We start from the raw sequence: 24,243 nt of genomic DNA, 5'->3' as shown, positions 1-24,243 counted from the left end.
GGCGCCTCACTCCGATGGTCTATTTCTCCACGGAAATGAGACGCCCGTCCTGCCATCTGGACGAAAACACTGGTAATTCGCCCGGTGACCTTCCTTACACGCGTAATGCGGCCGCTTCACGAGCCAGCGTCTCGACGCGGGTGAAGTCCTTGGCCTGCAGTGCGTCCTTCGGGGTCAGCCAGGACCCGCCGATGCAGCCGACGTTCGCCAGCGCCAGGTAGTCCGGCGCGGTCTTGACGGAGATTCCGCCCGTCGGGCAGAACTTCAGGCCGGGCAGCGGCCCGCCGATCGAGCTCAAATAGGCGATCCCGCCGCTGGCTTCGGCCGGGAAGAACTTGAGCGCGGTCAGCCCGCGCTCGGCCAGGCGCATGGCTTCGGACACCGTGGCCGCACCCGGCAGGAACGGCAGGCCGGTGTCGACGACGGCGTCGAGCAGCCGGTCGGTGCAGCCGGGGGTGACCAGGAACGCGGCACCCGCGTCGGCGGCTTGCTTCGCCTGGTCCGGCGAAGTGATCGTGCCGGCGCCGATGACGATGCCCGGCACTTCGGTGGCGATCCGCGCGATCGCTTCGAGCGCCACGGGGGTGCGAAGCGTCAGCTCGATCACCCCGATCCCGCCGCCGAGCAGCGCCTGCGCCGTCGGCACCGCGTCGTCCACGTCCGAGATGACGACGACGGGCATCACGGGCGACAGCTCGAGCAGGTCCGCTCCGGTCCTCACTTGCCTACCTCCACGGTGTTCGAACGAATGGGCACGCCGAAATGCTCCGGGGTGAGCGGGCCGAACACGCTCGCGCCCTGGTCGGCAGGGCCGACCGAGCGGCGCAGCGCGGCGAACAGCTCCCGGCCGGTGCCCGTCCAGGATGCCTCGTCAGGGGGTCCGTCCACCAGCTCGCGCAGTGCGAGTTCGGTCTCGCCGACCAGCACGTCGAGCGTGCCGGCGTCGGCATCGAGGCGCACGACGTCGCCGTCGGCGATCCGCGCGAGCGGACCACCGGCCGCCGCCTCCGGGGTCAGCTGGATGGCCGCCGGGATCTTGCCCGACGCGCCGGACATCCGGCCGTCGGTCAGCAGCGCCACCTGGTAACCGCGGTCCATCAGGACGCCGAGGGCCGGGGTGAGCCCGTGCAGCTCAGGCATGCCGTTGGCCTGCGGGCCCTGGTTCCGGATGACGACTACGACGTCTCGTTCGAGCTCTCCGGCGGAGAACGCCTGGTCGAAGCCCTGCTGCGAGGTGAAGACCCGGGCAGGCGCCTCGACCACCCGGTGCTCATCGGCGACCGCCGACACCTTGATCACCGCCCGGCCCAGGTTGCCCGAGACCATCCGCAGACCACCGTCGGCGGAGAACGGCCTGCTCGCGGGCCGGAGCACGTCCTCGTCCAGGCTCCGCGTCGGAACCTCGCGCCAGCGGAGTGATCCGTTGTCGAGGATCGGCTCCTGCCGGTAGCGGTGCAGCCCGTCTCCGGCGACCGTGCGGACGTCGGGGTGCAGCAGACCGGCGTCGAGCAGGGTGCCGATCAGGAACTGGATGCCGCCGGCGGCGTGGAAGTGGTTGATGTCGGCGCTGCCGTTGGGGTAGACCCGGGCCAGCAGCGGGATCACCGCGGACAGGTCCGAGAAGTCGTCCCAAGTCAGCTGGATGCCGGCGGCCGCGGCGATGGCCACCAGATGCAGCGTGTGGTTGGTCGAGCCGCCGGTCGCCAGCAGCGAGATCAGGCCGTTGACGACCGTTTTCTCGGAGACGATCTCGGCGAGCGGAGTGTAGGACTCGCCGCGGGCCAACTCGACGACACGACGTCCGGCCTCCTCGGTGAGAGCGCGACGGATCGGCGTCCCGGGGTGGACGAAGCTGGCGCCCGGCAGGTGCAGTCCCATCACCTCGACGACCATCTGGTTCGAGTTGGCGGTGCCGTAGAACGTGCAGGTGCCCGGCGAGTGGTACGACGCCGATTCCGCTTCCAGCAGGTCCTCGCGGGTGGCTTTGCCCTCGGCGTAGAGCTGGCGGATCCGGGCCTTCTCCTTGTTCGGCAGGCCCGAGTTCATCGGCCCGGCCGGCACCAGCACCGCCGGGAGGTGGCCGAACGAGAGCGCGCCGATCAGCAGGCCCGGGACGATCTTGTCGCACACGCCGAGTAGCAGCGAGCCGTCGAACATGTCGTGCGACAGCGCGATCGCGGTGGCCATCGCGATGACCTCGCGGCTGAACAGCGACAGCTCCATACCGGCGCGGCCCTGGGTGATGCCGTCGCACATGGCGGGCACGCCGCCGGCGAACTGCGCGACGCCGCCGGCCTCGCGGACCGAAGTCTTCAGCCAGTCCGGGTACTCCTTGAGCGGCTGGTGCGCGGACAGCATGTCGTTGTAGGACGAGACGATCGCGACGCCCGGCTTGCGCGCGGCGCGGAGGGCTTCACGGTCTCCGCCGCCCATCGCGGCGAAGCCGTGGGCGAGGTTGCTGCACGCGAGTCCCCGGCGGGCGGGGCCTTCGGCGTAGGCGGCAGCGGTGCGTTCGAGGTAGGCCGAGCGCGTCGATGCGCTGCGGCCGATGATGCGGGCGGTGACTTCCGCGATCTTCGGATGGATGGCTGGGGCGTCGCTCATGGCTGGTCTCCGGCTCGGATCACTGGGATGCGGGCGGACGGCGGCGCTGGCGTCGCTGGGTGGTGACAGTGGCCACAGTACTCGGGTCTCCCGCTCGAAACAAAATCGATTCAGAAGATCTTGGGAAGTGACCCCGATCACGCACGAAACGCACTGTGTGCTACTTGTCACAGTGCACACGGCACGGCAGAGTCGGTAGTGGCGCGAGAACCGCTACCGGCCTTGCCGTCGAACTGACTCGGAGGTACCGATGTCCACCACCGAAATCGTCGAACTTCGTCGCATGATCGGTCAATTGAGGCAATGTGTGGGCGCCCTGCGCTCCCGCTACGGCGACGCGCAACCCATCCGCCGGATCGCCAACGACATCGAACGGCTCGACATCGACACGTGCGACCTGGACGAAGCACCCCCCGTGCCCGCCCAGCTGAAGGCTGTCGACCGCGTCGTCGTGCCGGACACCCCGTACGACCGGTCGCTGTGGCACGGCGCGGACGACGAGGGCGTCGGCGGCTACCAGCGCGATCAGACGTGAGCGCCCCCGCCGACAACCGGACAGGCCGAGAGGGAACCGGGGTCCACGCGCCGTCGCGGGCCAAGATCGCTCAGCGCACCCTGCGTACCGACCGATGGTGGCTGCAACCGCTGCTCACCACGACCGGCCTGGCCACGTTCGTCATCTACGCGACGATCCGGTCCTTCGTTCGCACGGCCTACTGGGTCAACGACTATCACTACCTGACGCCGTTCTACTCGCCGTGTCTGAGCGAGTCGTGCGTCGCGGGCTCCAGTGACTTCGGCACGCCGTTCGGACACCTGCCGGGGATCATCCCGCTCGGGTTCGTCGTGCTGCCGTTCCTGCTGGGCTTCAGGCTGACCTGCTACTACTACCGCAAGGCGTACTACCGCTCGGTGTGGATGTCGCCACCGGCGTGCGCGGTCGCGGAGCCCCACGCCAAGTACACCGGCGAGACTCGGCTGCCGCTGATCATCCAGAACGTGCACCGGTACTTCTTCTACGTGGCCGTGCTCGTCTCGCTCGTCAACACCTACGACGCGATCAACGCGTTCCACGGCAAGGGCGGCGGGTTCGGGTTCGGGCTGGGCAACATCATCATCACGGCCAACGTGGTGCTGCTGTGGGCGTACACGGTGTCGTGCCACTCCTGCCGGCATGTCACCGGCGGCAGGCTGAAGCACTTCTCCGCCCATCCGGTCCGGTACAAGATCTGGACGTTCGTGTCCAAGCTCAACACCCGCCATATGACGCTCGCCTGGACGACGCTGGGCACGCTCACTCTCACCGACCTGTACGTGATGCTCGTTTCCAGCGGAGCGATCACGGATCTGCGTTTCGTCAAGTGATTCGCGGTTCGCACCAAGACAACGACGTCGTCTGAACTCCCGAGGTGAATTCTCTTCATGACCGAAGTCGAACGGCACAGCTACGACGTGGTGGTGATCGGTGCCGGTGGCGCCGGATTGCGTGCCGTCATCGAAGCCCGCGAGCGCGGCTTCAGTGTCGCCGTGGTGTGCAAGTCACTGTTCGGCAAAGCCCATACCGTGATGGCCGAAGGCGGCTGCGCGGCCTCGATGGGCAACGCGAACTCGAACGACAACTGGCAGGTCCACTTTCGCGACACCATGCGGGGCGGGAAGTTCCTGAACAACTGGCGCATGGCCGAACTGCACGCCCAGGAGGCCCCGGACCGCGTCTGGGAGCTGGAGACCTACGGCGCCCTGTTCGACCGCACGGCGGACGGCCGGATCAGCCAGCGCAACTTCGGTGGCCACACGTACCCGAGGCTCGCGCACGTCGGCGACCGGACCGGCCTCGAGCTGATCCGGACCATGCAGCAGAAGATCGTTTCGCTGCAGCAGGAGGACTTCAAGGCGACCGGTGACTACGAGGCGAGGATCAAGGTCTTCGCCGAGTGCACGGTCACCGAGCTGCTCAAGGACGGCGACCGCATAGCCGGCGCCTTCGGCTACTGGCGCGAGTCGGGCCGGTTCATCCAGTTCGACGCGCCGGCCGTGGTGCTGGCCACCGGCGGGATCGGCAAGTCGTTCAAGGTCACCTCGAACTCGTGGGAGTACACCGGTGACGGCCACGCGCTCGCGCTGCGGGCCGGGGCGAACCTGATCAACATGGAGTTCGTCCAGTTCCACCCGACCGGCATGGTCTGGCCGCCCAGTGTCAAGGGAATCCTGGTCACCGAAGGCGTCCGCGGCGACGGCGGGGTGCTCAAGAATACCGAGGACAAGCGGTTCATGTTCGAGTACGTCCCGGACGTGTTCAAGGGGCAGTACGCGGAGAGCGAAGAAGAAGCCGACCGCTGGTACGCCGATCAGGAGAACAACCGCCGGACCCCGGACCTGCTGCCGCGTGACGAGGTCGCCCGCGCGATCAACTCCGAGGTCAAGGCCGGCCGCGGTTCCCCGCACGGCGGTGTGTTCCTCGACATCGCGAGCCGGCTGCCCGCCGAGGAGATCAAGAAGCGGCTGCCGTCGATGTACCACCAGTTCAAGGAACTGGCCGACGTCGACATCACCGCCGAGCCGATGGAGGTCGGCCCGACCTGCCACTACGTGATGGGCGGGATCGAGGTCGACCCGGACACCGCGGCAGCCACCGTGCCGGGGCTCTTCGCGGCCGGCGAGTGCTCCGGCGGGATGCACGGCTCGAACCGCCTCGGCGGCAACTCGCTGTCGGACCTGCTCGTGTTCGGCCGTCGAGCCGGACTCGGCGCGGCGTCCTATGTGGAGGGCCTGGAGAAGCGGCCGACGGTCAATCAGTCCGATGTGGACGACGCGGCCAAGATGGCGCTGGACCCGTTCAACCCGCCGTCCGAAGGCGTCGAGGAGAACCCGTACACGCTGCACACCGAGCTGCAGCAGTCGATGAACGACCTCGTCGGCATCATCCGCAAGGCCGGGGAGATCGAGCAGGCGCTGGTGAAGCTGAGCGAGATCAAGGCCCGGATCCCGAGCGTGACCGTCGAGGGACACCGGCAGTTCAACCCCGGCTGGCACCTCGCCGTCGACCTGCGCAACATGCTGTTGGTCAGTGAATGCGTCGCGCACGCCGCGCTGCTGCGGACCGAGAGCCGGGGCGGGCACACTCGCGACGACCATCCCGGGATGGATCCGGACTGGCGCAACCGGTTGCTTGTGTGCAGTGTGGACGGTGGCGACCCGACTGTTCCGGACGTCAAGATCACGCCGAAACAGCAGCTGCCGCTTCGCCAGGACTTGCTGGAGCTGTTCGAACTGTCGGAGATGGAGAAGTACTACACCTCCGGGGAACTGGCCGGGCATCCGGGAAGGAAAGCGGAATGAGCTACAAGGCGAGCTTCCGGGTGTGGCGCGGCGACTCGGACGCCGGCGAGCTGCGGGACTACACGGTCGAGGTCAACGAGGGTGAAGTCGTCCTCGACATCATCCACCGGCTGCAGGCTACCCAGGCCTCGGATCTCGCGGTGCGCTGGAACTGCAAGGCGGGCAAGTGCGGCTCGTGCTCGGCGGAGATCAACGGGAAGCCGCGGCTGCTGTGCATGACCCGGATGTCGACGTTCACCGAGGAAGACGTCATCACGGTGACGCCGCTGCGGACCTTCCCGGTCATTCGCGACCTCGTGACGGACGTGTCGTTCAACTACCAGAAGGCACGCGAGATCCCGTCCTTCACCCCGCCTCCGGGGCTGAAGGCCGGCGAGTACCGCATGCAGCAGGTGGATGTCGAGCGCTCGCAGGAGTTCCGGAAGTGCATCGAGTGCTTCCTGTGCCAGAACACCTGCCACGTCGTCCGCGACCACGAGGAGAACAAGGAGTCCTTCGCCGGGCCGCGGTATCTGATGCGGATCGCGGAGCTCGAGATGCACCCCCTCGACGTCGAGGACCGGCGTGACGCCGCGCAGGAAGAGCACGGACTCGGCATGTGCAACATCACCAAGTGCTGCACCGAGGTCTGTCCCGAAGGGATCCACATCACCGACAACGCGCTGATCCCGATGAAGGAGCGTGTCGCCGACAAGCGCTACGACCCGATCGTCTGGCTGGGCAACAAACTTTTCCGCCGCTGAGGTTTCCCACGCTGAGGTTTCAAACGACTCGGGGGACGTTTCGTACAATTCAATTGTACGAAACGTCCCCCGAGTCGTTTGTGCTACGCCAGCGTCGTGTGCTCCGCGAGTCCGATCGGGATCCGCTTGACCTCTTCATAGACGTCCGCGATCGCGTCGTACTGGTCCGTCATCAGGATTCTCCCTCCTAGTCCACAGCGGACGCTAACCGACTCCGAGGAGACACAAAAGGCCCGGGATTCCTCTCTGCGCGATGGGGCAGAGAGGAATCCCGGGCCTGGGAGAGGACTCAGACCGCTCGGCCCGTCGCCATGTCCGTGACGGCGGTGATCGCTAGCGGGGTGGCTCCGCGCGGTGCCTTCTTGCGCCGTGAAAGCTTGCGCTGCAAGTACGACGCGAGTCCCGTGAGCATCAGGTTCAGGACGATGTAGACGAGCGCGTCGAAGATCAGGATCGGGATTGTGTTACCGAAGTTCGCGGTAATCGGACCGGTGCTGCGGATCAGCTCGTTGAAGCCGACCGTCAGCTGACCGGCCAGCGCGGTGTCCTTGAGGATGACGACGAGCTGACTGAGGATGGCCGGCAGCATGAGCGTGACGGCCTGGGGCAGCAGGACGCTGATCATGGTCTGCGTTTTGCGCATCCCCAGCGCCGACGACGCCTCGGCCTGGCCCTTGGGCAGCGACAGGATGCCCGCGCGGAAGACCTCTGCCAGCACCGAACCGTTGTAGAGCACCAGACCGGTGACCGCCGCGAACAGCGGACGGGAGTCGCTGGCGACGCTGGTGTAGTACGAGTAGTACGCCGCCGCGAAGACCATCAGCAGCAGAACCGGGATCGCGCGGAAGAACTCCACGATCACCGCGGCCGGGATGCGGATCCACTTGTGCTCGGAAAGCCGTCCGATGCCGAGCAGGGCGCCGATCGGCAGGGCGATCACAATGGACAGTGCGGCGGCCTCGAGGGTGTTCACCAGGCCCGGCAGGATGAACTGCGACCAGGTATCGCCCTGTACGAAGGGCTTCCACAGCTTGCCGGCCCACTGACCGTTGTTGGCGAACCCCGAATAGATGAGGTACGCGATCGCGAGGATGACCACCGCGAACAGCAGGCTGTAGAGCCTGTTGCGGGCCTTGGCCCTGGGCCCGGGGATGTCGTAGAGGACTGTCTGCGTGCTCATCGCTTGACCTCGACCTTCTTGGCGACCCAGCCGAGCAGCAGGCCGAGGGGGAGGACCAGGATCACGAAGCCCACCGCGAAGATCGCGAAGACGGAGAACAGATGGTCCGATTCGTTTTCGACCATGGTCGACATCAGCAGTGACGCTTCGGCAACCCCGATGATCGACGCCACGGTGGTGTTCTTCAGCAGCGCGATGATGACGTTGGCCAGTGGCCCGATCACCGAACGGAACGCCTGCGGCAGCACGATGAGCCACAGGACCTGCGTGAAGTTCAGGCCGAGTGCGCGGGCTGCTTCAGCTTGACCGACGGGCACCGTGTTGATGCCCGACCGGATCGACTCGCACACGAAGGTCGCTGTGTAGACGATGAATCCGAGGATGGCGATGCGGAACGAGTTGTCGACCAGGAAGGTCGGCGAAGCCGACGGGGCGAGCTTCAGGTGCAGCGTCGCGGACAGCCCCAGCGAGGCGAACAGGATGATCACCGTCAGCGGCGTGTTACGGAAGATGTTCACGTAGGCGGTGCCGAAGGCGCGCATGACCGGAACCGGGCTCACCCGCATGCCGGCCAGCACTGTTCCCCAGATCAACGCGCCGATCGCGGAGAAGAACGTGAGCTGGATGGTCGTCCAGAACGAGTCGAGTAAGTGGTAGTCCGGGTTGTTGAGGAAATCGAACACGGTGTTCAACCCTGTCTCGCCTATGGGAACGGTGCGCCACGCGAGTGCGTGGCGCACCGTTCAGCCGTGAAAAATCGAGCTGCTGGCTACTTCTCGGTGATGGCCGGGACAGCCGGGATGGTGAAGCCCGACGGACCGACGTTGGTCTTCAGCGAGGCTTCCCAGGATCCGTCGCTCTCCATCTTGGTGATGGCCGCGTTGATCGCGGTCTGGGTCTCGGTGTCGCCGAGCTTGAAGCCGACGCCGTAGTTCTCCGTGGTGAAGCCCTTGCCGACCAGCTTGAGCTTGCCCGGGTACTGGGCGGCGTAACCGGCGAGGATCACGTTGTCCGTGGTCATCGCGTCGACCTCACCGCTGAGCAGCGAGGTCACGCAGTCGGTGTACTTCGCCCGCTCGAGGAGCTGGACCTTCTGGGCGTACTTCTTCTGGATGTTCTGCGCCGGGGTGGACCCCTTCACCGAGCAGAGCTTCTTGTTGCCGGTCAGCGACTCCGGGCCGGTGATGTCGGTGTTGTCCTGGCGAACGAGAAGGTCCTGCGCGGCGACGAAGTACGGACCGGCGAAGGAAACGACCTTCTTGCGCGCGTCGGTGATCGAGTAGGAGGCGACGATGAAGTCGACATCACCCTTCTTGATCAGGTCCTCACGCTGCGCGGACTGCGCTTCCTTCCAGGTGATCCCGGACGCGTCGACACCCAGCTGCTTGGCGATGTAGGTCGCGACGTCGACGTCGAAGCCGACGTACTTGCCGTCGGCGGTCTTCAGGCCGAGGCCGGGCTGGTCGAACTTGATGCCGATGGTCAGCTTCTTGTCGTTCTTGGCCTTCGACACGACGTTCGTGCTGCCGCTGCTGCCACTGGTGCTGCTGCCGCCGCCACAGGCCGCCAGGGCGAGCCCTGCCGCCACGACGACCGCGCTCACGCGTAGAACTCGGCTCAACCGCATTATCTTCCAGTTCCTTCCGATGAATGAAGCGAAAATCAGTGGGTCAGGATCTTGCCGAGGAAGTCCTTGGCCCGGTCGGACTTCGGCTTGGTGAAGAACTCGTCCGGGGTGGCGTCTTCGACGATCTCCCCGTCGGACATGAACACGACGCGGTGCGCGGCGCGGCGGGCGAAGCCCATTTCGTGGGTGACGACGAGCATCGTCATCCCGTCCTTGGCCAGTCCGGTCATCACGTCGAGGACCTCCTGGACCATCTCCGGGTCCAGCGCCGAGGTCGGCTCGTCGAACAGCATCACCTTCGGCCGCATGGCCAGCGCCCGGGCGATGGCGACCCGCTGCTGCTGGCCACCGGAGAGCTGCGCCGGGTACTTGTCGGCCTGGTTGGCGATCCCGACGCGCTCGAGCAGCTCCATGGCCGTCTTGCGGGCCTCGGTGGCGTTGACCTTCCGGACCTTCTGCGGCGCGAGCATCACGTTCTCGACGATGGTCTTGTGCGCGAACAGGTTGAACGACTGGAAGACCATGCCGACGTCGGCGCGCAGCGCGGCGAGTGCCTTGCCCTCGGCGGGCAGTGCGGTGCCGTCGACCGCGATCTCGCCCGAGTCGATGGGTTCGAGGCGGTTGATGGCCCGGCACAGCGTGGACTTGCCAGAGCCCGAGGGGCCCAGCACCACGAGCACCTGCCCGCGGGGCACCTCGAGGTTGATGTCCTTGAGCACGTGCAGCTCGCCGAAGAACTTGTTGACGGCAGCCGCCTTGATCATCGGCGGTGCCGTCGGCGCGGCGGTCATCTGGCCTCCGTGAGCGTGTTTGTACAGGTTACGAGCGCTTGGCGCACGCGATGGCGGAAACTTACTCCAGCCGGGCTTGATGTACAGGCGGCTTGAGCAATACTTAGGGTTTCAAGTCTGTTACACCCTCGATCGAATGTACTAAGGGGACGTGTGCGGGTACTGCTGATAGAGGACGACGACCGGGTGGCCGGGGCCCTGATACCTGCTTTGCAACGTAGAGGCCTCGCCATCCACCGGCTGGCTTCCGGCGCAGGAGCACTCGATCGAGTGCACGAGGTCGACGTCGTGCTGCTGGACCTCGGCCTGCCGGACGTCGACGGCATGGTCCTGTGCCGGCAGATCCGCGCGGTCAGCGACGTCGCGGTGATCGTGGTGTCCGCGCGCGGCGAGGTGGACGACCGCATCCTCGCGCTGCGTACCGGCGCCGACGATTACCTGGTCAAGCCCTACGACGTCGACGAGCTGGTGGCCAGGGTGCAGGCGGTCCGGCGGCGCCGGGGCGACCGCGTCGCCGTGCCCGCCGGGCCCGGCGGCGTTGTGAAGCTGGGGGAGGTCACGGTCGACCTCGACCGGCACGAGGTGACCCTGGGCGACCAGTCGGTACCGCTTTCCCGCAAGGAGTTCCAGGTGTTCGCGTTGATCATCACCGCCCAGGGCGCTGTGATGCCGCGTGACCAGGTGCTGCACGAGGTGTGGGGCCGTTCGGGCGCGGCGGAGAGCCGTTCGCTCGACGTCCACGTCGCCACGCTGCGGACCAAGGTCGGCCGGGCGCTGATCGAAACCGTGCGGGGGGTCGGGTACCGCCTGGCTGAACACCCGGACCAGCTGGAACGCTGAGCGGATGCGGGTACGGCTCCAAGCCATCGTGTTGTCGCTGGTCGCGCTGCTCGTGTTCGGGCTCGGCGTGCCGCTGGCGCTGTCCACGGCCAACAGCGTGCAGCAGCAGCTGTTCCTCGACAGGCTGACCGACACCGCGCGCTTCGCCTCGCTCGCGCAGCAGCCGCTGGTCGACGCGCGTGCGGGCGTGCTCACCACCGACCTGCAGCGCTACCGGGAGGTCTACGGCGGCACGGTCGTGGTGCTCGACCAGGACAGCCGCCCGCTGGCAAGCTCGGCGGACGCGCGCGGCGCCGTCCCGGTCGACCTGCGGGACCCGTCGATCACCGTCCACATCCGGGAGGCGCTGGCCGGGCGCCGGTCCACCCCGGGGTCGTTGCTGATGCCCTGGGCGAGCAACCCGCTGATCCTTGCCGAGCCGGTGCTCGTCGACGGAGAGGTCCGCGGCGCGGTGCTGATGGTGTCGCCGACGAACAACGCGCGGGACGTGCTGTGGGTCAGATGGGCGCTGCTCGTGCTGGGCGGGGCGCTGGCGTTCGGGCTCGCGCTGCTGGTGGCGATTCCGGTGGTGCGGTGGATCCTTCGGCCGGTCCGCCGGCTGGACGAGGCAACCGGGTCGCTCGTCGCGGCGGTGGTCAGCGGCCGTGACGTCGAGCCCGTCGGTGACGCGAGCGGCCCGCGCGAACTCAGGCAGCTGGGACGCTCGTTCGACCGGATGGCGGCCAGCGTCGGTGAAACCCTCGCGGCGCAACGCGCGTTCGTCGCCGACGCCTCTCACCAGCTGCGTAACCCGCTGACTGCGCTGAAGCTCCGCCTCGACAACCTCGAAGGCCACGTCGACGGCGAAGCCGACGAACACCGCGACGCGGCGGTCTCCGACGCCGACAGGCTCAACCAGATCCTCGACGGCCTGCTGTCGATGGCCCGCGCCGAGGCGTCCGGTGGCGACGTGTTGCCGGTCGACGTCGACACGGTGCTCGCGGAGCGCGTCGAGGACTGGCGGGTCGTCGCCTCGGCGCGTGACGTGACCTTGGACGTGACCGGGCTCGGCGACGGTTTCGCTGTCCTCACCCCGCCGCGCGGGCTCGGCACCATCCTGGACGCTCTGCTCGACAACGCGTTGAAGTTCACCGAACCGGGTACCAGCGTCTCCGTCGACGTCTCCTCAAGTGACGGAATGGTCGAGCTGGCGGTCCGCGACCACGGGCCCGGCCTTCGCCCCGAAGAACTGGAGCGGGCCGCCGACCGGTTCTGGCGCAGCACGGCACATCAGAACGTGCAGGGCTCGGGGCTCGGTCTCGCGATCGTCAGCCAGGTGGCGGCCAAGGCAGGCGGCTCGAGCCGCCTGGACCTGCCCGAGGGCGGTGGTCTCCGCGTGAGCGTCCGGCTCCCCAAAGCCCTCGGTCTTAAGGCTTGATCTCCCGGTAGTAGCGGAGCGCGCCGGGGTGCAGTGCGATCGGCGCGGTTTCGATCGCCGGGTGCACGTCGATCGCCAGCGCCGTCGGGTTGGCCTTGACCAGGTCCGCCTGCGCGAGGAACAGGCCTCTCGTCAGTGCCTCGGCGACGTCGTCGGACATCGTCTCCGAGACGATGAGGTAGTTGGGCACCACCAGGGTGGTGACCGGGCCGCCGGTGAGCTGGTAGGTGGTCGCCGGGATCGTCGCGGACCGGTAGACGCTGTTGAGCTCGAGCAGCTTGGGCAGCACGTCGGCGATGTCCACCAGCTTGAGCTTCGTGTGCTGGTTTTCCAGGGAGATCGACGTCGTCGGCAGGCCGCCGGACCAGATGACGGCGTCGATGTCGCCGCTGGCCAGTGCGCGGAGCGAGTCGTCGAGGCCGAGGTTCCAGATCGTCACCGCGCCCGGCGCGGACAGGTCCGACGCGGCGAACAGCTTCTTCGCGATCACCGCGACCCCGGAGTCCGTCGCGCCGATGGACACCTTGTGCCCGCGCATGGTGGCCATCGACTTGATCGGGGAGTCCGCGCGGACGACCACGTGCAGGTAGTCGTCGTAGATGCGGGCCAGCGCGCGGAGCTTGGGCGTCCGGGGGGTCGCGGCCGTGTCGGCGGCGACGTCGGCGGCGCTGAACGCGACGTCGGCCATGCCCGACTGCAGCCGGTTGAGGTTGTCGGGGGAGCCGCGAGTCTGCTCGACCTCGGGCCGTTCGATACCCAGCTGCGCCGCCCACGCCGAGGACAGCGGCTGCGCGAGCTGGTAGTAGACACCGCCGTTGTTGCCGGCGGCTATCCGCAGGTGCAGGCCGGAGAAGTCGGGGCCGCAGGCGCCCAGCAACCCGCTCACGGCCACGAGCACGAGCGTGAGCATTCCGGCCCTGATGACGTCCCCGGTCCGAGCCATCCCGAGATCGTGCCAGACCGGTGCCCGCGCCGATACGCCCGGCGGCCGGGCGCGTACCCTCGGAGCCGAGATGAGCGCGCGTACTTACCAGATCCGCACCTTCGGCTGCCAGATGAACGTGCACGATTCCGAACGGCTCGCCGGCAGCCTCGAAGAGTCCGGGTATGTCCCGGCTGAGGGCGACGGCACCCCGGACCTGATCGTGTTCAACACCTGTGCGGTCCGGGAAAACGCCGACAACAAGCTGTACGGCACGCTCGGGCAGGTGCGCCCGGACAGGCTGGCGAACCCGGACATGCAGGTCGCCGTCGGCGGCTGCCTCGCGCAGAAGGACCGCGGCGAGATCCTCGCCCGCGCGCCCTGGGTCGATGTCGTGTTCGGCACCCACAACCTCGGCTCGCTGCCGACGTTGCTGGAGCGCGCGCGGCACAACGCCGAAGCCCAGATCGAGATCCTCGAATCGCTCGAGACGTTCCCGTCGACATTGCCCGCGCGCCGTGAGTCGGCCTACGCGGGTTGGGTGTCGATTTCGGTCGGCTGCAACAACACCTGCACGTTCTGCATCGTGCCGTCGTTGCGCGGCAAGGAACGCGACCGGCGCCCCGGTGAGGTGCTGGCCGAAGTCGAGGCACTGGTCGCCGAAGGCGTGCTCGAGGTGACGTTGCTCGGGCAGAACGTGAACTCCTACGGCGCCGAGTTCGGGGACAAGCTGGCCTTCGGCAAGCTGCTGCGGGCCTGCGGCGCGGTCGACGGCCTCGAGCGCGTCCGGTTCACCTCACCGCATCCGGCCGCGTTCAGCGACGACGTCATCGAGGCGATGGCCGAGACCCCGAACGTCTGCCACCAGCTCCACATGCCGCTGCAGTCCGGTTCGGACAGACTGCTCAAGGAAATGCGGCGTTCGTACCGCTCTGCCCGCTATCTCTCGATCCTCGACCGCGTCCGTGAGGTCATGCCGGACGCGGCCATCACCACCGACATCATCGTCGGGTTCCCCGGCGAGACCGAGGCAGACTTCCAGGCCACGCTCGACGTCGTACGCCAGGCCCGGTTCGCGAACGCGTTCACGTTCCAGTACTCGAAGCGCGCGGGGACGCCGGCCGCCGAGCTGGACGGCCAGGTGCCCAAGGCGGTCGTGCAGGAACGCTACGAGCGCTTGATCGAGCTGCAGGAAGAAATGGCCTGGCGGGAGAGCAAGAACCTGGTGGGGCGCAAGGTCGAGCTGCTGGTCGCCACCGGCGAAGGCCGCAAAGACGCGGCGACGCACCGGATGAGCGGCCGCGCGCGAGACGGCAGGCTCGTCCACTTCGCCCCGGCGGGAGCGGCGGTCGATCGCTCGGTGCGCCCAGGCGACGTGGTGGAAACAGTGGTGACCTACGGCGCTCCGCACCACCTGGTGGCCGACGGCGTACTGCTATCGCACCGCCGGACCAAAGCGGGTGACAACGTCGAAGCCGGTCTTCGGCCGAAGACGAACGGCGTCGGCCTCGGCCTGCCGTCCTTCGGCGCGCCGAGCCCCGGATCCGTGACGACAGAGGGATGTGCGCTGTGAGGGAAAACCCGGTCGGGGCGATCAACAACAATTCCGCCGAGGTGGCCGATCTGGTCGCCCAGATCGAGGAGTCGAACCGCAAGGTCTCCCGCACGGTCGAGCTCGGGAAACGCGGCTTCGTCATCTCGGTGCTGGTGTTCGTGCTGATCATCGGCCAGCTGCTGCCCTGGGTCGGCGGACACGTCGGCTGGGAGGTGCTGGTCGGGCGCGGCGGCCCGGTGCCGCAGCTGTTCGCCGCGACGTCGACCGTGATCGGCATCCTGGCCTCGGCGCTCGCGCTGGCGACCCGGCGCTGGGCGCTCGCCTGGGTCTGCGCCGTCGGCGGCTGGTTCTCCTGTGTCGACGGGGTGCTGTCGATCTGGTCGCAGCAGTCCTCGCACGCCAACGGCGCCGCCGGCGGCGGCCCGGGGATCGGCATGATCATCGCGTGGCTCGCGATCATCGTCCTGGCCGTCCAGTGGATGCGCACCGCCTGGTCCCGCGACTAGCTGATCCGCCGGCTTCAAAACTGAATCAGGGGACCCCTGGTACGAATGATTCGTACCAGGGGTCCCCTGATTCAGCTCGGTGACGACTACGGCGTTCTCGACTACTACCGGTCGGCGACGGCGTTCTCGGCCGCTTCGAGCCATTCGCGCCACTGCGCGGCCTGCTCGTCGGCCTTCTTCGCGCGGCGCTCGTCCCCGGCGGTGCGAGCCTTCGAAGCCTGAGACTCGAAGTGCGCGATCCGCTCGCGGAACTGTGCGACCCGGGCCTCGGCCTCGGGGTCGGTGCGGCGCCACTTGCTCTCTTCGGCGTCTTTCACCTTGTCCTGGACGATCTTGAGCCTGCCGTCCAGATCGCGGATGCGCTCGCGGGGCACCTTGCCGATCTCGTCCCAGAGATCCTGGATCTTGCGCAGCTGGTTCTTCGCCGCTTCCAGGTTGACCGCGGGGTCGATCTTCTCGGCGTCGTTGAGCAGTTCTTCCTTCTTCGTCGCGTTGTCGGTGAACTCGGCGTCGCGCTCGTTGAACGCGGACGAGCGACGAGCGAAGAACTTGTCCTGCGCCGCGCGGAACCGCTGCCAGAGCGCTTCGTCGCTGTCCTTCGGCGCGCGGCCGGCGGCCTTCCAGTCGTTCATCAGGTCCTTGTACCGGCTGGCGGTGTCACCCCACTCGTCGGACTCGGCGATCTTCTCGGCCTCGACGATCAGCTCTTCCTTGCGCGTCTTGGCCGTGGCGCGCTGCTTGTCGAGCTCGGCGAAGTGCGATCCGCGACGCCGGTTGAACGCCTCGCGGGCCTTGGAGAACCGCTTCCACAGCTCGTCGTCGGTCTTCCTGTCGACGCCCTTGACGCTCTTCCACTCGTCGAGGATCGTGCGCAACCTGTCCCCGGCGGACTTCCACTGTGTCGACTCGGCGGCGAGCTTCTCCGCCTCCTCCGCGAGCTCCTGCTTGCGTGCCACCGCGGCCGTGCGGGCTTCGTCGCGCTCCTGCTTGGCGCTGGCCAGTGCCTTCTCGGCGTGGGTGATGACGTGCGTGATCCGGTTACCGAGAGCGACCAGGTCACCCACGACAGCGGCGTCGGCTAGCCCATCCCTCATCTGGGTGGCACTGGAGAGAGCGTGCTTCGGGTCGCCGGCGCCGGAGGCCAGGCGGGTTTCCAGCAGCTCGATCTCGGTGCGGAGGTCGTCGAACCGGCGTGCGAAGTGGAGCAGGCCCTCGTCGGGGGTGCCGGCCTGCCAGATCCCGACCGTGCGCTCGCCCTCGGCGGTGAAGACGTACACCGTCCCCTCTTCGTCCACGCGGCCCCATTTGGCCGGGTGCGGCTCCGCGGGCGGCACCGGCGGCATCGTCGCGTGTCCACCGCCGAGCGCGTGGGGCATCGGGTGTGGTGCCGGGGTACCGGTGGGGGTGTTCTCCTGGGCCATCGCAGGCTCCTTATCGCCTGTACGCCCGCCGTGGCGGGCGCCCCACTCTTCGAGTGGGGCCGGGTCATGCGGATACGCGGATCGTGTTCGGGACAGCGATCCCCTTGCCGCATTCAAGCAGCTCAGGGTCCGCCGTGGTACTCCGAAGTGCCACCCGAGCCAGTGATCCTACTTCGTCAGGGGTCCCCGCGATCGACGAACGGGGTGACTGCGGGTGAGGACTGGGTGCGCGCGCGCCCGAAGGTGGCCGGTATCGTCGTCAAACGTGATCACGCGTGACTAGTCCCATCCCTAGTCCCGTCGCGGTGGTCGGGCCGACCGCAACCGGCAAGTCCGACCTGGCCGTGGCGCTCGCGCTCGCCCTCGGCGGCGAGGTCGTCAACGCCGACGCCATGCAGCTCTACCGCGGGATGGACATCGGAACCGCGAAGATCAGCCATGACGAGACGCGCGGGGTCCCGCACCACCTGCTCGACGTATTGGACGTAACCGAGACCGCGTCCGTCGCGGCTTACCAGCGTGACGCCCGCGAACGCATCGAGGCGCTTCTCGCGTCCGGTCGTGTTCCCATCCTCGTCGGCGGGTCCGGCCTCTACGTCCAGGCCGTCGTCGACGATCTACGTTTCCCAGGCACCGACCCCGAGGTCCGCGCGCGATTGGACGCCGAAGCGGCCGAAGGCGGCGTCGAGTCCCTGTACCGCAGGCTGACGACGTTGGACCCGGCCGCCGCGACGGCCATCCTGCCGTCCAACGTCCGCCGGATCGTGCGCGCGCTGGAGGTCATCGAGATCACCGGGCAGCCGTTCTCGGCGAACCTGCCCAAGCCGGGACCCGCCCGGTACGACACCGTGATGATCGGGATCGACCGCGCCGTCGGCGAACTCGACGCGCGGGTCGACCTCCGCGTCGAGCGCATGTTCGCCGGCGGCCTGGTGGACGAGGTGAGCGCGCTCACCGAACGCGGGTTGCGCCGCGGGAAGACGGCGTCGCGGGCCCTGGGCTACCAGCAGGTGCTGGCCGCGATGGACACCGACCTCGACTTCGAAGCGGCCGCGGCGGCCACCGCGCAGGCGACGCGGAGGTTCGTCCGGAAGCAACGTGCCTGGTTCAAGCGCGACAACCGGATCCACTGGCTCGACGGTGGCGAAGAGCACCTGGCCGATAGCGTGTTGTCACTCCTGGCCAAGTAATCTGGACCGATGGGCGGTATCGAATTTCTCAAGGGGCACGGCACGCAGAACGACTTCGTTCTCCTGCCCGACCCGACTGGCCGCCTCGACCTGACGGCGGCCCGGGTGGCCGCGCTGTGCGACAGGCGGCGCGGCATCGGCGCGGACGGCGTCCTGCGTGTCGTGCGGCCGGAGGCGATCGGTGAAACCTCCGGTGGCGACTGGTTCATGGACTACCGCAACGCCGACGGTTCGATCGCCGAGATGTGCGGCAACGGGGTCCGGGTCTTCGTCCGGTACCTGGTGGAGGCGGGCCTGGTCACCGGGACCGACTTCCCGATCGGCACCCGCGCTGGGGACAAGCAGGTCCAGGTGTGTCCCGACGGCACCGTGACAGTCCACATGGGACCGGCCGCGATCACCGGATCTTCGGTCACCGTGGTGGCCGGCCGTCCGTTCTCCGGGATCTCCGTCGACGTCGGCAACCCGCATCTGGTGTCCATTGTGGATGACGACGTCGCCCTGCTGGACCTGCGCGACCAGCCCGACTTCGATCACGACTTCTTCCCCGGCGGTGTCAACCTGGAGTTCGTCAACCCGCTCGCCGACGGCGCGCTGCGGATGCGCGTCCACGAGCGCGGGGTCGGCGAGACCAGGGCGTGCGGCACCGGCACCGTCGCCGCGGTGGCGGCGAGCCTGCACCTTGCGGGCACGGACACCGGCGAGGCCGTCGTCGAGATCCCCGGTGGTGTTGTCACGGTGACCATCGCCCGCGGCGCTTCGACGCTCACCGGCCCGGCCGAGATCGTCGCGCGCGGCGAGCTGGACGAGGCCTGGTGGGCCGCAGCGGACGCCTAAACCGCGACCGCGTCGGGGATATCGCGCTGCTGACGCAGCGGTGAGCAGATAACCCAGAGCAGCGCCAGCGTCTCACCGGCCGTGGCGATCCACACGGTGCCCCGCAGGCCGATCCACTCGCCGAGGGCGCCTCCGGCGAGGCCGCCGAACGGGGTGATTCCCCAGACGACGAACCGGACGCTCGCGTTCATGCGCCCCAGCAACCGGTCCGGGCAGATCGCTTGGCGGTAGCTGACCTGCGCGATGTTGTAGACGATGACGCCGTAGGAGAAAGTCGCCAGCCCGACGGCCACCAGTCCGATCCGCCACCCGGGTTCGGCCAGTGGCACCAGCAGCAGGATCGGTGAGGTCAGCGCCGGGACCAGCCAGATCGACCTCGCCTGGCCGAACTTCTTGGTGACCCGGCCCGCGGTGAGTGCGCCGAGGACCCCGCCAACGCCGCTGAGCGCGAACATGGTGCCGACTCCGGCCGGGCTCAGCCCGAGCGACCTGGTCAGGTACAGCACCTCGACCGCGCTGAACATGCCGGCGGCCAGGTTGGCCGTCGCCGTGGTGGAGGTGATGGCCCGCAAAGTGGGGTTGCCGAAGACGAACCGGAGGCCTTCGGTGATCTGCGGCCACAGTTTGGGGTTTTCGTGCCGCTCGGGTTCGGGCTCGGATTTCTGGATGCGCAGCAGGCACAACGCCGAGGTCAGGAAGCCGAGTCCGGTGACAAGGACAGCGTTCGCCGCGCCGGCCAGTTGCGTGAGTACTCCGCCGATACCCGGCCCGACGACCTGGGCGACGGACTGACTCGCCTGCAGCTTCGTATTGCCCTCGACCAGGTTCTCGCGACCGACCAGCGAAGGCAGGTACGACTGGTAAGCCACGTCGAAGAACACCGTGCCGACCCCGACCAGCAGCGCGACCACGATCAGCTGCGCCAGCGTCAGCCAGCCGCCCCACCAGGCGATGGGCACCGTGAGCAGCAGCGCGGAACGGGCGAAGTCGGCTCGGAGCATCAGCCGCCGGCGGCGCAGCCGGTCCACCCATACTCCGGCCGGGAGCCCGATGATCAGGAAGGCCGCGGTCTCGGCCGAAGTGAGGACGCCCATCTCGAACGGCGTCGCGGCCAGCACGGTCGCCGCCAGCAACGGGATGACGATCTGCCCCACGAACGAGCCGAGCTGGCTGACCGTGTCGCCGGCCCACAGGCGGCGGAAGTCGCGATGGAAGAACAGGGAGTCGCTGCGCACGGGAATCACTCTGGAGGAGTGATTGGAGAGTGTCAATCACTTAACGTTCTACGCTGATCGGGTGGCCAGGCAACGACGTAAGGCGACTGATGCGGAGGCGAGCGCGCTCGCCTCCGGAATACGCCTCAGGATCATCCGGTTGACCTTCGGGGAAGCGCTGACGAACAAGGAGCTGGCAGCACGGCTGGACAAGGACCCGGCGACCACCCTCTACCACGTGCGCAAGCTGGCCGACGCGGGCTTCCTGACCGCTCAGCAGCCGCGTCGGGGCGCTCGCGGCGCCAAGGAGATCCCCTATCTTTCGACCGGGTTGTCCTGGCACGTCAGGGCGCCGGGCGACGTCGTCGATCAGGCCATGCTGGAGGCTTACCTCGCCGAGGTCGGCGAGCTTGAAGCCGGCGATCTGGACCAGACCAGGCTGGTCGTGGACGTCACCGAAGACGATCGGGAGGAATTCCGGCGACGGCTGGCCGACTTGCTGGAAGAATTCCGCACCAGGCGCCCGGGACCGGCCGGGGAGCGTCTCGCGATCTACGTCGCAACGTATCCGAGCAGGTAATCGGCTCGGCGCCCGCGGGGAACCGTGGGACTATGGAAGGACGATGACGGAACTGACACACGAAGACACAATCGCCAAGGACCTCTCGACCGGCGAACTGGAGCTGGAGGAACGAGCTTCGCTCCGCAGGGTCGCCGGGCTGTCCACCGAACTCGCGGACGTCACCGAAGTCGAGTACCGGCAGCTCCGGCTGGAGCGCGTGGTACTGGTCGGCGTGTGGGCAGAGGGTACGGCGGCACAGTCGGAGGCTTCACTCGCCGAACTCGCGCGCCTGGCCGAAACGGCTGGCTCCGAGGTACTGGAAGGCCTGGTCCAGCGCCGCGTCCATCCCGACCCGGCCACCTACATCGGCTCCGGCAAGGTCCGCGAGCTGTTCGACATCGTCGTCGCCACCGGCGCCGACACCGTCATCTGCGACGGCGAGCTTTCGCCCGGCCAGCTGCGGCAGCTCGAAGCCAAGGTGAAGGTCAAGGTGATCGACCGAACGGCCCTGATCCTCGACATCTTCGCCCAGCACGCCCAGTCCCGCGAGGGCAAGGCCCAGGTCGAGCTGGCCCAGCTGCAGTATCTGATCCCGCGACTGCGCGGGTGGGGTGACGCGCTGTCCCGGCAGGGCGGTGGCGGTGGTGCCAACGGCGGCGTCGGCCTGCGCGGTCCCGGTGAAACCAAGCTGGAGACCGACCGGCGGCGCATCGCGAAGCGCGTGTCGAAGCTCCGGCGCGAGATCGCCGCGATGGACACCATCCGCGAGACGAAGCGCGGACGGCGGGTCAGCAACGAGGTCCCCAGCGTCGCGATTGTCGGGTACACCAACGCCGGCAAGTCGAGCCTGCTCAACGCGCTGACCGGCGCCGGGGTGCTCGTCGACGACTCGCTGTTCGCCACGCTGGACCCGACCACCCGCCGGGCGGCCACCACGGACGGCCGCACGTACACGCTCACCGACACCGTCGGGTTCGTCCGGCACCTGCCGCACCAGCTGGTCGACGCCTTCCGGTCGACCATCGAGGAGGCCGCCGACGCGGACCTGCTGGTGCACGTGGTGGACGGCGCGGACCCGGCGCCCGAGGACCAGGTGAACGCGGTCCGCCAGGTACTGACCGAGATCACCCAGCGCCGTTCGGACCCGCTCCCGCCGGAGCTGCTCGTGATCAACAAGGCCGACGCGGCGGATCCCGTGGCGCTGGCCAGGTTGCGGCACGTAATGCCCGGCGCGATCGAGATCTCCGCCCGCACCGGACTCGGCGTCGACAAGCTGGCCGAAGTCATCTCGAACCGGCTGCCCAGGCCGGAGGTGGTGATCGAGGTTGTCATCCCGTACACCCGGGGTGACCTCGTTTCCCGGGCACACGGGGACGGCGAGGTGCTCGTCGAGGAGCACACGCCGGAGGGCACGCGGCTGCGTGTCCGCGTCCACCCGGACCTCGCGGCTCCGCTACGCGAGTACGAGACCAACGGATCACCGCTCTGAAACGTCCTCCGAGGACAACGGGACCCGCCGGGTCCCCGACTCGGAGGTGGCGAGTGCGGCCGGTGCGGTCAGCGGGACGAATCGTCTCGGTAATGGTCCTGTGCGCGATGTTCGTTCCGGTGCTGCCGGCGGCGGCGACCCCGCCGCCGGCACCCGAAACGCTGTGCAGGATCACCGATCCCCGGATCACCGAGCTGTCGGGCCTCGTGTCGGACGGCGCGCACTGGTACGGGATCAACGACGGCGGTACGAAGGTCGAGGTGTTCGTCTTCGGTCGCAACTGTGCAGTGCAGAAGGTGATCACGAACTCGCTGGATCCGTACGACGTCGAGGACCTCGCACGGGCGGCGGACGGGACGTTGTGGCTGTCCGACACCGGTGACAACCGGAAGTCCCGGAAGACGATCGCCTTGCTGGCGATGACCACGCAGGGCAAGACGACGTTGCACCGGCTGAGCTATCCGGACGGCCCGCACGACACCGAGGCGTTGATCCTGGACCCCTCCGGCACGCCGTATCTGATCACCAAGGAGATCCTCGGTGATGCCCAGGTCTACCGGCCGGCCGGTGCCTTGGCGAGCCCGGGCCCGACCGCGCTGGTGAAGGTCGGGTCGCTGGCTTTCAAGACCACCGACACCCCTGGTGGCCCGGTCGGCGAGTTCGGCTCAGTTTTGGTGACCGGGGGCGCGTCGAGTGCGGACGGCAAGGTCATCGCGCTGCGGACCTACACCGATGCCTACCTGTACTCGGCACCGGACGGAGATGTGGTGGCCGCGTTGAAGCGGGTTCCGGTCCGCGTACCGCTGCCCGACGAAAAGCAGGGTGAGGCGCTGGCCTTCGAGCCGGACGGCACGCTGCTTTCCGGCGGGGAAGCGGTCGGGCAGCCGATCCGGGCGATCCGCGCGGCCACCTCGCTGGTCCAGCCGGCGGTGACGAACACAGGCGCTGACACGGAAAAATCCGGAGGCACTGGCGCGGTGGCCGCGCCGCAGACCGCCGCGACCGCCGCGACCGCCGACGGATTCGACCTGCCCGTCGTACTCGGCATCGCCGTCGCGCTCGTGGTCGCGATCGTCGGCTGGTACGCATTCAGCAGGGTTCGCCGCCGGCGGTGAACCTCGTCAGTTCTCCGAAGCCGTGTCAGATTCGACGCAGGACGGCGGTGACTTTGCCGAGGATGCTCGCGTCGTCGCCGGGGATCGGCTGGTAGGCGTCGTTGTGCGGCATCAGCCAGACGTGGCCGTCCTTGCGCTTGAACGTCTTGACCGTGGCCTCGCCGTCGATCATCGCCGCGACGATGTCGCCGTTCTCGGCGGTGGGCTGCTGGCGCACGACCACCCAGTCACCGTCGGTGATGGCCGCGTCGATCATCGAGTCACCGGCGACGCTGAGCATGAACAGCTCACCCTCGCCGACCACCTCCCGCGGCAGCGGGAAGACGTCCTCGACGGCTTGCTCGGCCAGCACCGGCCGACCGGCGGCGATCCGGCCGACCAGCGGCACGTAGGCCGCCTTCGGCAGGTCCGGTTCCTGTTCGATGCCCATCGGGTTGTCGTCGAGGCCCGCGCTGAGCACGCCCACGGCGCGGGGCCGGTTCGCGTCGCGGCGCAGGTATCCCTTGCGCTGCAGGGCTCGAAGCTGATGCGACACCGAAGAGGTCGAGGTGAGGCCCACCGCCTCCCCGATCTCCCGCACGCTCGGCGGGTAGCCGAACCGGGCGACCCAGGCCCGGATCACTTCGAGGACCTGCTGCTGCCGCACGGTGAGGATGTCGTCGACCTCACCGATATCGGGCAGGGGGTGCACCTTGCCCATCGCCTTCTCCAAGCCCTTGGGCTTGTTGTCCGCTGTCACTTGCATTGCCTCCCAGATGGTCACTGCCCGCGTACGGGATACCGAGGTGGTACGCCCGCATGCGGCAGTGTTGCTCTGCCGGTACTGCTTTTCGCCCGTGGCGGCATTCGGGAGCTCCGCCGCTGTGTTTGACCGGACCTGGTTTGACCGGA

The 24,243-nt window shown here is 68.1% G+C and carries 23 protein-coding genes; 13 read left to right on the top strand and 10 right to left on the bottom strand.

Annotated elements, in window-relative coordinates; all coding sequences use genetic code 11:
- Positions 1-94: 94 nt before the first annotated feature.
- A complete protein-coding gene (eda, locus tag JWQ81_RS07620) occupies positions 95-721 on the bottom strand; it encodes a bifunctional 4-hydroxy-2-oxoglutarate aldolase/2-dehydro-3-deoxy-phosphogluconate aldolase (RefSeq protein ID WP_297539009.1) in 627 nt (208 codons plus the stop codon).
- Complete coding sequence (gene edd, locus JWQ81_RS07615) at positions 718-2,604, bottom strand: phosphogluconate dehydratase (RefSeq protein ID WP_297539007.1); 1,887 nt, start codon at positions 2,602-2,604, stop codon at positions 718-720. The genes eda and edd overlap by 4 nt, the downstream gene beginning before the upstream one ends.
- 250 nt (positions 2,605-2,854) lie before the next feature.
- Here edd and JWQ81_RS07610 point away from each other — a divergent pair, with 250 nt between their 5' ends.
- Genes JWQ81_RS07610 through JWQ81_RS07595 form a run of 4 tightly spaced genes read left to right on the top strand, consistent with a single transcriptional unit; the run spans position 2,855 to position 6,686 of the window.
- A complete protein-coding gene (locus JWQ81_RS07610) occupies positions 2,855-3,139 on the top strand; it encodes a hypothetical protein (RefSeq protein WP_297539005.1) in 285 nt (94 codons plus the stop codon).
- The gene (locus JWQ81_RS07605) at positions 3,136-3,969 is read left to right on the top strand and encodes a hypothetical protein (protein ID WP_297539003.1); all 834 of its coding nucleotides are present in this window, start codon (positions 3,136-3,138) and stop codon (positions 3,967-3,969) included. The genes JWQ81_RS07610 and JWQ81_RS07605 overlap by 4 nt, the downstream gene beginning before the upstream one ends.
- 57 nt (positions 3,970-4,026) lie before the next feature.
- Positions 4,027-5,943, top strand: a complete 1,917-nt coding sequence (locus tag JWQ81_RS07600; protein WP_297539001.1) for a fumarate reductase/succinate dehydrogenase flavoprotein subunit — start codon at positions 4,027-4,029, stop codon at positions 5,941-5,943.
- A complete protein-coding gene (locus JWQ81_RS07595; protein WP_297538999.1) occupies positions 5,940-6,686 on the top strand; it encodes a succinate dehydrogenase/fumarate reductase iron-sulfur subunit in 747 nt (248 codons plus the stop codon). Before JWQ81_RS07600 ends, JWQ81_RS07595 begins: the two co-directional genes overlap by 4 nt.
- Positions 6,687-6,975: 289 nt before the next feature.
- On the opposite strand, the gene JWQ81_RS07590 is transcribed toward JWQ81_RS07595, so the two are convergent.
- The 4 genes from JWQ81_RS07590 to JWQ81_RS07575 form a co-directional block, all read right to left on the bottom strand.
- Positions 6,976-7,866, bottom strand: coding sequence for an amino acid ABC transporter permease (locus JWQ81_RS07590; protein ID WP_297538997.1), 891 nt, complete (start codon positions 7,864-7,866; stop codon positions 6,976-6,978).
- Entirely contained in the window at positions 7,863-8,549 is a 687-nt protein-coding gene (locus JWQ81_RS07585; protein ID WP_297538995.1) for an amino acid ABC transporter permease, read from the bottom strand. The genes JWQ81_RS07590 and JWQ81_RS07585 overlap by 4 nt, the downstream gene beginning before the upstream one ends.
- 86 nt (positions 8,550-8,635) lie before the next feature.
- Positions 8,636-9,493 carry a glutamate ABC transporter substrate-binding protein gene (locus JWQ81_RS07580; RefSeq protein ID WP_297538993.1) on the bottom strand — a complete coding sequence of 286 codons (858 nt, stop codon included), beginning with the start codon at positions 9,491-9,493 and terminating at the stop codon, positions 8,636-8,638.
- 35 nt (positions 9,494-9,528) lie between these two features.
- Positions 9,529-10,257: an amino acid ABC transporter ATP-binding protein gene (locus tag JWQ81_RS07575; protein ID WP_297539111.1), complete on the bottom strand. Its 729-nt coding sequence runs from the start codon at positions 10,255-10,257 to the stop codon at positions 9,529-9,531.
- Between the two features lie 180 nt (positions 10,258-10,437).
- Here JWQ81_RS07575 and JWQ81_RS07570 point away from each other — a divergent pair, with 180 nt between their 5' ends.
- Positions 10,438-11,124 (top strand): response regulator transcription factor, encoded by a 687-nt coding sequence (locus JWQ81_RS07570; protein ID WP_297538991.1) that lies wholly within the window; start codon positions 10,438-10,440, stop codon positions 11,122-11,124.
- Between the two features lie 4 nt (positions 11,125-11,128).
- A complete protein-coding gene (locus JWQ81_RS07565) occupies positions 11,129-12,541 on the top strand; it encodes a HAMP domain-containing sensor histidine kinase (protein WP_297538989.1) in 1,413 nt (470 codons plus the stop codon).
- Here the strand turns inward: JWQ81_RS07565 and JWQ81_RS07560 are convergent.
- The gene (locus tag JWQ81_RS07560) at positions 12,531-13,484 is read right to left on the bottom strand and encodes a TAXI family TRAP transporter solute-binding subunit (protein WP_297538987.1); all 954 of its coding nucleotides are present in this window, start codon (positions 13,482-13,484) and stop codon (positions 12,531-12,533) included. The genes JWQ81_RS07565 and JWQ81_RS07560 overlap by 11 nt on opposite strands.
- A 70-nt stretch (positions 13,485-13,554) precedes the next feature.
- On the opposite strand from JWQ81_RS07560, the gene miaB reads away from it, so the two are divergent.
- Both miaB and JWQ81_RS07550 read left to right on the top strand, forming a co-directional pair.
- A complete protein-coding gene (gene miaB, locus JWQ81_RS07555) occupies positions 13,555-15,036 on the top strand; it encodes a tRNA (N6-isopentenyl adenosine(37)-C2)-methylthiotransferase MiaB (protein WP_297538985.1) in 1,482 nt (493 codons plus the stop codon).
- A 41-nt stretch (positions 15,037-15,077) separates the two neighbouring features.
- The gene (locus tag JWQ81_RS07550) at positions 15,078-15,524 is read left to right on the top strand and encodes a hypothetical protein (protein ID WP_297539109.1); all 447 of its coding nucleotides are present in this window, start codon (positions 15,078-15,080) and stop codon (positions 15,522-15,524) included.
- 104 nt (positions 15,525-15,628) lie between these two features.
- On the opposite strand, the gene JWQ81_RS07545 is transcribed toward JWQ81_RS07550, so the two are convergent.
- Positions 15,629-16,945: a DUF349 domain-containing protein gene (locus JWQ81_RS07545; RefSeq protein WP_297538983.1), complete on the bottom strand. Its 1,317-nt coding sequence runs from the start codon at positions 16,943-16,945 to the stop codon at positions 15,629-15,631.
- A 287-nt stretch (positions 16,946-17,232) separates the two neighbouring features.
- Between JWQ81_RS07545 and miaA the strand changes: the two genes are divergently transcribed.
- Together miaA and dapF are read left to right on the top strand one after the other, a co-directional pair.
- Positions 17,233-18,135: a tRNA (adenosine(37)-N6)-dimethylallyltransferase MiaA gene (gene miaA / locus JWQ81_RS07540; RefSeq protein ID WP_297539107.1), complete on the top strand. Its 903-nt coding sequence runs from the start codon at positions 17,233-17,235 to the stop codon at positions 18,133-18,135.
- A gap of 9 nt (positions 18,136-18,144) precedes the next feature.
- On the top strand, positions 18,145-18,972 hold the full coding sequence (gene dapF / locus JWQ81_RS07535) for a diaminopimelate epimerase (RefSeq protein WP_297538981.1): 828 nt from the start codon (positions 18,145-18,147) through the stop codon (positions 18,970-18,972).
- Here dapF and JWQ81_RS07530 read toward each other — a convergent pair.
- Positions 18,969-20,207 carry an MFS transporter gene (locus JWQ81_RS07530; protein WP_297538979.1) on the bottom strand — a complete coding sequence of 413 codons (1,239 nt, stop codon included), beginning with the start codon at positions 20,205-20,207 and terminating at the stop codon, positions 18,969-18,971. The genes dapF and JWQ81_RS07530 overlap by 4 nt on opposite strands.
- Positions 20,208-20,268: 61 nt before the next feature.
- Between JWQ81_RS07530 and JWQ81_RS07525 the strand changes: the two genes are divergently transcribed.
- The 3 genes from JWQ81_RS07525 (at position 20,269) to JWQ81_RS07515 (ending at position 23,352) form a co-directional block, all read left to right on the top strand.
- Positions 20,269-20,766: a winged helix-turn-helix domain-containing protein gene (locus tag JWQ81_RS07525; protein WP_297538977.1), complete on the top strand. Its 498-nt coding sequence runs from the start codon at positions 20,269-20,271 to the stop codon at positions 20,764-20,766.
- Between the two features lie 43 nt (positions 20,767-20,809).
- Positions 20,810-22,237 (top strand): GTPase HflX, encoded by a 1,428-nt coding sequence (gene hflX, locus JWQ81_RS07520; protein WP_297538975.1) that lies wholly within the window; start codon positions 20,810-20,812, stop codon positions 22,235-22,237.
- A 107-nt stretch (positions 22,238-22,344) separates the two neighbouring features.
- Positions 22,345-23,352: a hypothetical protein gene (locus JWQ81_RS07515; RefSeq protein WP_297538973.1), complete on the top strand. Its 1,008-nt coding sequence runs from the start codon at positions 22,345-22,347 to the stop codon at positions 23,350-23,352.
- A 25-nt stretch (positions 23,353-23,377) separates the two neighbouring features.
- Here the strand turns inward: JWQ81_RS07515 and lexA are convergent, their stop codons facing one another.
- Positions 23,378-24,052: a transcriptional repressor LexA gene (lexA, locus tag JWQ81_RS07510; RefSeq protein WP_297539105.1), complete on the bottom strand. Its 675-nt coding sequence runs from the start codon at positions 24,050-24,052 to the stop codon at positions 23,378-23,380.
- Positions 24,053-24,243 lie beyond the last annotated feature (191 nt).

It is taken from the genome of Amycolatopsis sp., assembly GCF_025464955.1.
Lineage (GTDB): Bacteria > Actinomycetota > Actinomycetes > Mycobacteriales > Pseudonocardiaceae > Amycolatopsis.
The sequence above is the reverse complement of the archived record's forward strand: the minus strand, read 5'-3'. Positions and strand labels throughout refer to the sequence as shown.

Bases quoted from the DNA above. Each gene is read 5' to 3' on its own strand.
- edd (WP_297539007.1), bottom strand. From the start codon at position 2,604: ATGAGCGACGCCCCAGCCATCCATCCGAAGATCGCGGAAGTCACCGCC.
- JWQ81_RS07610 (WP_297539005.1), top strand. From the start codon at position 2,855: ATGTCCACCACCGAAATCGTCGAACTTCGTCGCATGATCGGTCAATTG.
- JWQ81_RS07600 (WP_297539001.1), top strand. From the start codon at position 4,027: ATGACCGAAGTCGAACGGCACAGCTACGACGTGGTGGTGATCGGTGCC.
- JWQ81_RS07595 (WP_297538999.1), top strand. From the start codon at position 5,940: ATGAGCTACAAGGCGAGCTTCCGGGTGTGGCGCGGCGACTCGGACGCC.
- JWQ81_RS07590 (WP_297538997.1), bottom strand. From the start codon at position 7,866: ATGAGCACGCAGACAGTCCTCTACGACATCCCCGGGCCCAGGGCCAAG.
- JWQ81_RS07580 (WP_297538993.1), bottom strand. From the start codon at position 9,493: ATGCGGTTGAGCCGAGTTCTACGCGTGAGCGCGGTCGTCGTGGCGGCA.
- JWQ81_RS07575 (WP_297539111.1), bottom strand. From the start codon at position 10,257: ATGATCAAGGCGGCTGCCGTCAACAAGTTCTTCGGCGAGCTGCACGTG.
- JWQ81_RS07565 (WP_297538989.1), top strand. From the start codon at position 11,129: ATGCGGGTACGGCTCCAAGCCATCGTGTTGTCGCTGGTCGCGCTGCTC.
- JWQ81_RS07560 (WP_297538987.1), bottom strand. From the start codon at position 13,484: ATGGCTCGGACCGGGGACGTCATCAGGGCCGGAATGCTCACGCTCGTG.
- miaB (WP_297538985.1), top strand. From the start codon at position 13,555: ATGAGCGCGCGTACTTACCAGATCCGCACCTTCGGCTGCCAGATGAAC.
- JWQ81_RS07545 (WP_297538983.1), bottom strand. From the start codon at position 16,945: ATGGCCCAGGAGAACACCCCCACCGGTACCCCGGCACCACACCCGATG.
- dapF (WP_297538981.1), top strand. From the start codon at position 18,145: ATGGGCGGTATCGAATTTCTCAAGGGGCACGGCACGCAGAACGACTTC.
- hflX (WP_297538975.1), top strand. From the start codon at position 20,810: ATGACGGAACTGACACACGAAGACACAATCGCCAAGGACCTCTCGACC.
- JWQ81_RS07515 (WP_297538973.1), top strand. From the start codon at position 22,345: ATGTTCGTTCCGGTGCTGCCGGCGGCGGCGACCCCGCCGCCGGCACCC.
- lexA (WP_297539105.1), bottom strand. From the start codon at position 24,052: ATGGGCAAGGTGCACCCCCTGCCCGATATCGGTGAGGTCGACGACATC.